This window comes from Sulfurimonas sp., assembly GCF_032250635.1.
Taxonomy (GTDB): domain Bacteria; phylum Campylobacterota; class Campylobacteria; order Campylobacterales; family Sulfurimonadaceae; genus Sulfurimonas.
This window is the reverse complement of the sequence record NZ_JAVVFL010000076.1, coordinates 1-9,443: the sequence shown is the minus strand read 5'-3', so window position 1 is coordinate 9,443 and position 9,443 is coordinate 1. Positions and strand designations below refer to the sequence as shown.

General features: G+C 38.0%; 8 protein-coding genes. All 8 read left to right on the top strand.

The features are described 5' to 3' along the window. The first annotated feature begins 68 nt into the window (after positions 1-68). Positions 69-1,481, top strand: coding sequence for a leucyl aminopeptidase (locus RQ763_RS06000; RefSeq protein ID WP_314151758.1), 1,413 nt, complete (start codon positions 69-71; stop codon positions 1,479-1,481). Between the two features lie 246 nt (positions 1,482-1,727). After that, entirely contained in the window at positions 1,728-2,321 is a 594-nt protein-coding gene (locus tag RQ763_RS05995; protein WP_314151757.1) for a GNAT family N-acyltransferase, read from the top strand. Continuing rightward, the gene (locus RQ763_RS05990) at positions 2,311-4,368 is read left to right on the top strand and encodes a TonB-dependent receptor plug domain-containing protein (RefSeq protein WP_314151756.1); all 2,058 of its coding nucleotides are present in this window, start codon (positions 2,311-2,313) and stop codon (positions 4,366-4,368) included. The genes RQ763_RS05995 and RQ763_RS05990 overlap by 11 nt, the downstream gene beginning before the upstream one ends. Next, on the top strand, positions 4,368-4,913 hold the full coding sequence (locus RQ763_RS05985) for a hypothetical protein (protein WP_314151755.1): 546 nt from the start codon (positions 4,368-4,370) through the stop codon (positions 4,911-4,913). Before RQ763_RS05990 ends, RQ763_RS05985 begins: the two co-directional genes overlap by 1 nt. Positions 4,914-4,983: 70 nt before the next feature. Further along, entirely contained in the window at positions 4,984-6,927 is a 1,944-nt protein-coding gene (locus RQ763_RS05980; RefSeq protein WP_314151754.1) for a bifunctional diguanylate cyclase/phosphodiesterase, read from the top strand. Between the two features lie 41 nt (positions 6,928-6,968). After that, on the top strand, positions 6,969-7,814 hold the full coding sequence (gene zupT, locus RQ763_RS05975; protein WP_314151753.1) for a zinc transporter ZupT: 846 nt from the start codon (positions 6,969-6,971) through the stop codon (positions 7,812-7,814). A gap of 23 nt (positions 7,815-7,837) precedes the next feature. Continuing rightward, positions 7,838-8,326: a ribonuclease HI gene (locus tag RQ763_RS05970; RefSeq protein ID WP_314151752.1), complete on the top strand. Its 489-nt coding sequence runs from the start codon at positions 7,838-7,840 to the stop codon at positions 8,324-8,326. A gap of 78 nt (positions 8,327-8,404) precedes the next feature. After that, positions 8,405-9,443: type I restriction enzyme HsdR N-terminal domain-containing protein (locus RQ763_RS05965; RefSeq protein WP_314151750.1), on the top strand; the 1,039-nt coding region annotated here is incomplete at its 3' end.

Here is a 9,443-nt window from a genome sequence, read left to right as displayed (position 1 = left end):
TGTTTTACAAACTTTTGTGAAAAATGTATAACATTAGCTTTTAAAATTAAATCAAACAGGAAAAAAATATGAATATTAAATTAGTAGAAAAAAAGATATCAGATATAGACGCGGATATAAAAATAGAGTTTATAAGCAAAGATGAGTTGAGTGAGAGTGAAGAAGCAGAAATATTAAACAGTGCCGGCTTTAAAGCTGAGCAAGACACTACCTGCTTTTTGTACGAAAAAAGAGTAATCTTTTGTGGAGTAGATAGCAAAAAGAGCGACGACATCAGAAGTGCTGCAGCAGCCATGATAAAAGTGCTAAAGAGTTCAAACTACACGTCGGCAAAAGTAAGCGCCATCAGCAAATCTTCTCTTGGCGCGTTGGTCGAGGGCATAGTTTTGGGCGGATACGAGTTTAACGAGTATAAATCTGAGCCGAAGAAAGCAACTTTAGAGAATATTTTTATAGCAGCGCAAGATATCGAGTTTGCTACACTTGAGCCTATATTTAATGAAGCTCTTATTATCTCAAATGCTACATGTTTTACGCGCGATATCGTAAACAGAGCACCTCAAGAGGTAAACCCTCAGACTCTATGCTCGATTGCCCAAAAACTCTCAGATGATAACTCTCTAGAGTGCGAAATACTTCAAGAGGATGGTTTGGCAAAAGAGAAGATGAACGCTATGCTTGCAGTCGGGCGTGCTTCTATTCACGGAAGCGCTCTGATTCATCTCTCATACAAGCCTGCTAACCCTAAAAAAATAATCTCGCTTGTCGGAAAAGGTTTGACATACGACAGCGGAGGACTAAGCCTCAAGCCTGCCACTTCTATGGTCACTATGAAGATGGATAAAGCGGGAGCTTGTGCAGTTCTTGGGATGATAAAAGCGGTAAGCGAACTCAAGCTTGACATTGAAGTTCATGCATTTATCGGTGCAGTTGAAAATATGGTAGGCGGAGATGCTTACAAGCCCGACGATGTGCTTGTTTCAAGAAGTAAAACCACTATTGAGGTTAGAAATACCGATGCGGAAGGACGTTTAGTTCTGGCGGATGTTTTAGACTATGCGCAGGATGCAGTAAATGCAGACTATATCTTCGACTTTGCAACGCTAACGGGTGCATGTATGATTGCTCTTGGGCAGTATACTACGGGTCTTATGGGACACTCTCATAAGCTAAAGCACGATATTTCGCGTGCAGGAAGCGATACAGGAGAGATGATAAGCTCTCTTCCGTTTAACAAGCACCTTAAAAAGCTTCTAAAAAGCGAGATCGCAGACATCAGCAACACGGCATCAAAGCCTTACGGCGGAGCGATAACTGCGGGTCTGTTTTTAGACAAATTCATCCGTGAAGAGAACAAAAAGAAGTGGATGCACTTTGATATAGCCGGTACGGCTTATACTGAGACTCCATGGGATTGTAATGTTTACGGCGCAACAGGTTCGGGAGTTCGTCTAATGTGCGGATATTTAAAAAACTTATAATTAGAAGCTATATATTTCAGTTTGTATTAACTTATATTTAAATATTATTAGCTATATTAAAAATATATAAATATATTTAATTAATAAATTTTACAAAGCTGTATTATAGAAGCTAAGCTAGTCCACTCTTTTTATTTCCCCTCGCTCCCATGCTCTTGCGTGTGAGTGTATGTTTCAGGTTATTGTTACAGTTAACAAAAGATTGTTCTTATACTTGCATCTGCAATAAAGCGCCAAAGAGATAGCTTGAATTTTACATTTTTAGAAGTCTGTGACAAAGAGTTGCTTGAGAGAGTATTTGCATTTCGCTATAAAATACTTTTAGAGACATATCCTGAGTATATTCAAGTTTTTAAATTTCCAGATGCAAAAGAGTATGATAAATACGATAACTACTCCGTGCACTTTGCCGCACTGGATGATGACGGCAAAGTTTGCGCTACAGTCAGGCTTATACACCACTCACCCATCGGTTACCCCACAGAAAACAGTATGACATTTGACAACAGTATGTTTGAGAGAGAGAAACTAGGTGAGATGTCTAGAATCTTTGTGGGTGCTAAATATAGAAATATCCAAACAACAAAAAAAATAATACAAGCGGTTAAAACATTTATGTACATAAAAATGATGAAACTTGGCATTGAGTACACCTACGGTTCCCTTGAAGAGAGCTTTTTTCGTCTTCTTAGAATATATAAGATGAATTATGAAATTGTGGGTAAAAAACAAATGTATGAACATGTTGGTCTTCGATATCCATCGATCTTATACACAGAGCGTTTAGGCATAGATAATCCCGAAATTGTCGGACTGTACAGGAGCAATTATGAAGCCTAAATCACTATTTGTTTCTCTTTTGCTTCTGATAATATGTTTTGAAAACTTAAAAGCACAAAGCGGTGACCTCTTGGAGTCTATTTCAAGCGAGATGGAGCATTTCAACAAAGTAGCAACGATTACTAAGCAAAATGAGAACTATCAGCCATATATTATCTCCGTTTTTCAAGGAGAGGAGCTTGAAAAACTTGGTATCTCTAACCTTAAAGAGGCTCTCTTTCTTGTTCCGGGTGTTGATATGGCAACAGATAACTTTAACAATCAGACTCCTATATTCAGAGGGTCAAACTCTTTGGCATTCGGTCAATCAAAGCTCTTTATCGATGGTGTATCAGTTAACAACCTCTTTTTCGATGCCTACTCTGAGTATCTCTCTTTCCCCATTGAGATGATTAAGCGGATAGAAGTCGTAAGAGGACCTGGAAGCAAAACCGATGGATTTAACGCTTATGCCGGTTCCATCAACGTCATAACTTATGCAGAGAGTTTTGAAGGGTTTGAGTCTAGCGATAAGCTTGTTTTTAAATACGGCTCGTATGCCTACAAAATGGGCGGTTTTTTTAAGAACTACAAAGCAGATAATCTAAAGGTTTCTGTAGACCTTTTCTACCAAGAGGATGATAAAAAACTTCCATCAGGATCGGATGGTCTCTCTCAGGGAATTTTAGGTACTAACAACATCGCGCTCTCAAGATCAGGAGATGCTCCTTTATGGCTAAGTGAGTACTCTCTTGGATTAAGCCTTGAGTATAAAGATTTTGCTCTTAAAGCTAGGATGCTTGAGCATAAAAAAGGAAGTGCTTACGGCATTAACTATGCGCTTCCGCAAGAGAGTGACCGTGTAAAACTGCCAAGCTACTATCTAGATTTGGGCTATAACAAAAAGATTAGCGATTATGAACTAAATATAAATACAGGTATAAAATATGATGCGTTCGACTCATTCTCTAAATTGCTACCTAACGACTTGAATGTTAGCAATATTATTTTTGAGGATGGAGTATACGGAGAGCATTTTGCCGCACAACGTACTCTATACCAATCATCTTATCTCAAATATAGCGGAGTTGAGAGACATCTTTTTACTTTCGGGTACCGCCTAACAAGAGAAGAGACAATCGATATGGTATCAAAGCTATCAAACAGAGCAACAGGCGATGTCGAATTGGTTGACTATAGTGAGACCCTGCCTTTTTTTGACAAAGATGCGAAGCGCAACACTCTCCTCGTGTCACTGCAAGACGAGTTTGAATTAAGCGATAATTTTAGCTTTATCTACGGCTTCAATTATGAAGAGACCTCATATGAAGATGCAGGTTTGGAGCCTAGAGTATCTATGGTCTATCAGCTAGATGCCGAAAACATTTTTAAAGCAATATACAGCCGTTCGCACAGAAATGCTTCGTGGCAGGAGATGTTTACTATGAACAACCGCTCCAGAGTCGGCAGCACTGATTTAAAACCGGAAATTGTAGACGCTTTTGAGGCTGCCTACATTAAAAAATTCTCCAATGACTCATATATTCAGACAAATCTTTTTTATCTTCTAAATAAAGACCAGATATATAACTCATCTACATCCCCAGAGTATGAGAATGTAATGGATACCGACCTTTACGGATTTGAACTGGAGTATAGAGGAAATATAACATCTCTTGATCAGCTCTATCTAAACTACTCCTATGTGACAGGCAAATCTTATATAAACGATGAAGCTAGAAGTGAATCGCTCTCAAATGTTGCGCATCATCTGGCAAAAGGGTACTACATCTATAACATTGACAGAGCTCTGTCGCTTAGTACTGTAGCTAAATTTGTCGGCTCAAAAAGCAGAGTTTTCGGAGATACGCGTGAGAAAGTAAAAGCTTACTCTACTTTTGACACCGCCATGCAGTACAAAAACAAAAAACATGACTTTAGTTTGACATTTAGCGTAAAAAATATATTTAATAGTACCGTTAAATTTCCATCTGCCGTAAATACCTACCCTGAAGATTACGAGCAGGAACGCAGAAATTTCTTAGTAACATTCAAAAAAGAGTTTTAATGAAAATAATAGCTCTTTTACTTTTTATACTCGTTAACTTTTCCTATGGATATACATACAACAAGCTCCTGCTAAAAGCGCAGGCATCGATCTTCCCTAAAATCATTATGCTTGATAAAAAAATTGATGACAAACTCATAGACGGAGAGATTGTATATACTATTGTTTATGAAAAAAATGACTATTATACCGCCTTGGAGATAGGAGAGTTTATAGAGTCAAACTATAGACAAAACAGAAGTAAATACAGTTATAAAATAAATCTGGTAGAGTTTTCTAACTTCTCGGATGAGACCCAAGCAACCGCAGTTTATGTCTTAAACTCAAACAAATATATCAAAAAAATAGCACAAAGCGCAACTAGAAAGGGGATTATTTCATTCGCATACGATATGAACAATTTAAAACAAGGGATTCTTTTTTCTTTAATGCTTGAAAAATCAACTGTGCTTTATCTAAATAAAGAGAATCTTAATACTAAAGGAATTGATTTTGTTGATTCTCTTTACCAAATTGTCAATTTTGTTGAGAAAAGCGGCAGTTAAAAAGGGTAAATTATTTCATATATATGCTAGAATGTCTTCACATTATATATAGGCAGTCTAAGGTATCTGTATGAAAAGAAAAAGTTTCAACTCTCTCTCAACCAAAATAGTGCTTTCCATCGCACTTGTTTCTATCGTTATAACCTTGGTTATTTTTGTACTTTCCAACAAAATCAACAAGGAAGCTTTCCATCAAATAGAGATAGAAAAAGCAAATATTATCGCCCAAACCATAGAGCCGCTTATTGCGCTTAACATGTATCTTGATATGGAAGATAAAATAAACCAAATCACGCTTCAGCTTATAGAAAATCCAAATATTCTTGCCGTAAAAGTACTCAAAAACGATAATATTATAAACTATGTAGAGTCAAAAGAGCATAAAGAGGAGGTAGAGGAATCTTTTGTTGTAAAGAGAACTATAACTCAACCAAACTCATCGCAAGCAATAGGCGAGCTGGTGCTTATATACTCCAACAAAGGGTATAAAAAGCTTATATCCAAATATACCGACCTAACTGCTCTTCTTATCTTATCTTTGGTAATTCTTCTTGCGCTGTTTGGTGTTTATGTAAAAAAACTTCTATACCCTCTTCGACAAATCTCTAAACTGCTAAAAAATTACTCTCCAAACAAAAATATAGAGATTCCTTTTGTATCGCAAAACAATGAGATTGGACTCATCTCAGGCGCTCTAAACAATATGCAGAAAAAAATAGTGCAGTATTCTAAAAAACAGGAAAACATAAACCACTATCTTGAAGAGAAGGTAAACGAAAAGACGCTTGAACTTCGTGCACAGCTCTATATAGATACGCTAACCGGTCTTCCCAATAGATTTAGTATGTTTAACGATATTGTAGAGACTGATGATGGGGCACTGCTGATTATCAATATAGACGACTTCAAAGAGATAAATGATTTCTTTGGACATATTGCAGGAGATATCGTTTTAAAAAAGTTTTCAAACAGACTTAAAAATATGTTTAAAACCAATGAGTTTGCTAAGCTAAAGCGCCTCTCGGGAGATGAGTTTGCACTACTGTTCGTTCAAAAACCCCCGCTTCAAGAGTTTATAAAAATCGCACATAAGCTAATAAACGACGTTGAGAAGATGATTTTTTTCAACGATAACAACGAGATAAGCATACGAGTAACGGTAGGCGGAGCATACCAGATTGACGGCGGTTTGGAAAAAGCAGACATAGCTCTAAAATCTGCAAAAAAACAGCAAAAATCATTTCTGCTTTATGATGAGAATCTAAATATCGAAGGTCAATATAAAGAGAATATGGAGTGGGTTAAAAAGCTAAAAAGAGCCATTGAGCATGATATGATTGTTCCTTACTATCAACCTATATTTGACAACATAACAGATAAAATTGCAAGTTTTGAGTGTCTTGTGCGCTTAATAGACGATGAGGGTAAAGTCATAAGTCCATATCTATTTTTAAATGTTGCAAAAAAGAGCAGGCTCTACAGCACGCTTACAAAAATCATGATTGAAAAAAGCTGTATGCACTTTGAAAATCTTGAGTATGACTTCTCTGTCAACCTATCCGTTGAAGATATCTTGGATGCTGATACTGTCAACTACATAAAAGCAAAAATAATCCAGCATAACGTTGCAAATAGGATTATTTTTGAGATACTAGAATCAGAGGGCATAGAGAATTATGAAGAGGTCTCCATCTTTACGCAGGAGATGAAAAAACTCGGCTGCAGAATTGCGATTGATGACTTTGGAAGCGGATACTCAAATTTTGAACATCTGCTTAAACTAAATATAGATTATATAAAAATTGACGGCAGCCTGATTGAAAACCTTGACAAAGATATAAGCGCTCAGCTAATCGTTGAAACGATTGTGGACTTTGCAAAAAGGCTCAATATATTGACTGTGGCAGAGTTTGTGCATAACAGCGATGTTTATGAAAAAGTCAAAGAACTAAACGTAAACCGCACCCAAGGCTATTTTCTTTCAGAACCTAGAAAAAGCGCAAATAAGGAGTAGATAAAAGGCGCAATTTATTTTTAAAATCTTATAATCATCGCATGCAAGATTTATCATTTGAAACCTTTTTATTTGCTTTTGCCCTCACTCTGCTTGCGGGGCTCTCCACGTCCATAGGTGCCCTTTTGGCATTCTTCTCAAAAAGCAAAAACTACACTATCTTATCTATCGGGATGGGTTTTTCTGCAGGCGTTATGATTTATGTCTCCTTTGTGGAGATTTTGCCAAAATCCAGAGACTCCTTTACTCAGGTTTACTCAAGCGAACTTCTTGGAGAATCACTTACCGTTCTTGCTTTTTTTGCAGGAATTGCTCTTAGCGCTTTCATAGACAAAATCATCCCTCAAGATGTAAATCCGCATGAGACAAAAAGCAATAGCGAGCTCTTAGAACTTAAACCCGACATACAAAGCTCTCTCATAAAAAACTCTGCTCTTAAACGCACAGGCATTTTTACCGCACTCGCCATCGGCATACACAACTTTCCTGAGGGTTTTGCCACCTTCATTTCAGCTCTTGAAGACCCTACGGTGGGTATAACAATTGCCTTTGCCATCGCAATTCACAACATACCGGAGGGGATGGCGGTCTCTCTGCCTATATATCACGCAACAGGGAACAAAAAAAGTGCATTTTGGTACGCGACTCTCTCAGGACTGGCGGAACCTGTAGGTGCGCTTGTGGGCTTTTTTATCCTATTGCCTTTTATGGGAGACGCTACTTTGGGCATTACTTTTGGTATAGTCGCGGGAATCATGGTATATATATCGTTTGACGAGCTTTTGCCTGCCGCAAGGGTTTACGGCAGCGCCCATACGACCATAGCTGGAATAACCCTCGGCATGTTTGTCATGGCAATAAGCCTGATTGCTTTTAAACTAATATAACAAACAAGGAAACATAGTCACAGATGTACGTTGATATAAACAAACCTACCCTCTTTTTATTTACCGATGCCAGCGTTGACCCACAAACAAAAATCGGCTACGGTGCGTACCTGCTTTTAGGCGAATTTGAGATTGAAGCGCCGCTTGAAAAACTAAAGGTCAAGGTCAAAAGATTTGAGTGCACAACCTCCTCCAAACTAGAGCTTGAGACCTTTTTGTGGGCTCTGGAGAAACTGCCGAGTAAAAACTCCAAGGTAGTGGTCTATACCGACTGCCAAAATATTATCAGCCTCAAAGAGAGAGAAGAGAAGATCAAAAAAAACCACTACATGACAAAGAGAGGCACGCTTATAAAAAACCACAAGCTTTACGAAAAATTTTATGAGCTCACGGATCTTTACGAATGTGACTTCATCAAAGTAAAAGGGCATAAAAGAAGCGAAGACAAAAACGAAATAGACAAATACTTCACCCTTGTGGACAAAGCGGCAAGAGAGGCGCTTAGAAAGTAAAAACAGAGCAAAACAAGAGTTTAATTTAGTTTTTGCTAAACTCCTTTTTATGCAATACGCAGCAAGGAAAATCATCTTATGCCGATATTTTTAAATTCAGTCCTAAAAACCTACAAACAAGATGAAGCTCTGATTGCTCAGAGGTGGGCAGCCTACCAAAACTTTTTGTCAAAAGTGGAGTTTGTAAAGAGCGTCAAAGAGGAGAAGTACCAAGACGGCTTCTTACATGACGTCTTTGAGGAGTGCTTAGGCTATACGCTTGACAACACAAACCCGCAAAGCTTCAATCTTGAGCGAGAAAAGAAGAACGAAACGGACGCTAAAAAGGCAGACGGTGTTATCTATGTTAATGGCGAGGTAGTCGGCATAGTTGAGCTAAAAGACCAAAAGAGCAAAAACCTCGATGCCATTGAAGCGCAAGCCTTTAACTACCACAACTCGCACTCAAACTCAAAGTACATCATCATTTCAAACTTTGACGAGCTAAGATTTTACATAGACAAAAAGACCGCTTACGAGAAGTTCAACCTCTTTTACCTCACTTACGATGAGTTTAAAAAACTTCATCTACTGTTAAGCTATGAGAGCATAAAAGAGGGCTTGCCGCTTAAACTAAAAGAGAAATCGGCTAACTTTGAACAGCAAATCTCAAAAGAGCTCTACCGTGATTTTAGTACATTTAGAACGCATCTTTTTGAAAACATTGTCAAAAATAATTTTGTCATTGCGAGCGAAGCGCGGCAATCTCTAAACAAAAGCACTCTCTTAAGACTTACCCAAAAGCTCTGCGACCGCATTATATTTATGCTTTTTGCAGAAGACAGAGGACTGCTTCGCCACAACACCATCAAAGAGATACGAGATGAGTTTAGCGGGCAGAAGTTTACCTCTTATGCACTTTACGATATCTACAAGTTTTACTTTAACGCCATAAACGAGGGAAATGAAAAACTAGGCATCCCAAAATACAACGGCGGGCTTTTCGCAAAAGATGAACTTCTCGACACTCTCATTATAGACGATGCGCAACTTGACATGGAGGCGCAAAAACTAAGCGACTACGACTTTATGAGCGATGTGAGCGTAAACATACTCGGGCATATATTTGAGCAGAGTT

Excerpts from the sequence above, each read along its gene's own strand:
- RQ763_RS06000 (WP_314151758.1), top strand. The coding sequence starts at position 69 with ATGAATATTAAATTAGTAGAAAAAAAGATATCAGATATAGACGCGGAT.
- RQ763_RS05990 (WP_314151756.1), top strand. The coding sequence starts at position 2,311 with ATGAAGCCTAAATCACTATTTGTTTCTCTTTTGCTTCTGATAATATGT.
- RQ763_RS05985 (WP_314151755.1), top strand. The coding sequence starts at position 4,368 with ATGAAAATAATAGCTCTTTTACTTTTTATACTCGTTAACTTTTCCTAT.
- RQ763_RS05980 (WP_314151754.1), top strand. The coding sequence starts at position 4,984 with ATGAAAAGAAAAAGTTTCAACTCTCTCTCAACCAAAATAGTGCTTTCC.
- zupT (WP_314151753.1), top strand. The coding sequence starts at position 6,969 with ATGCAAGATTTATCATTTGAAACCTTTTTATTTGCTTTTGCCCTCACT.
- RQ763_RS05970 (WP_314151752.1), top strand. The coding sequence starts at position 7,838 with ATGTACGTTGATATAAACAAACCTACCCTCTTTTTATTTACCGATGCC.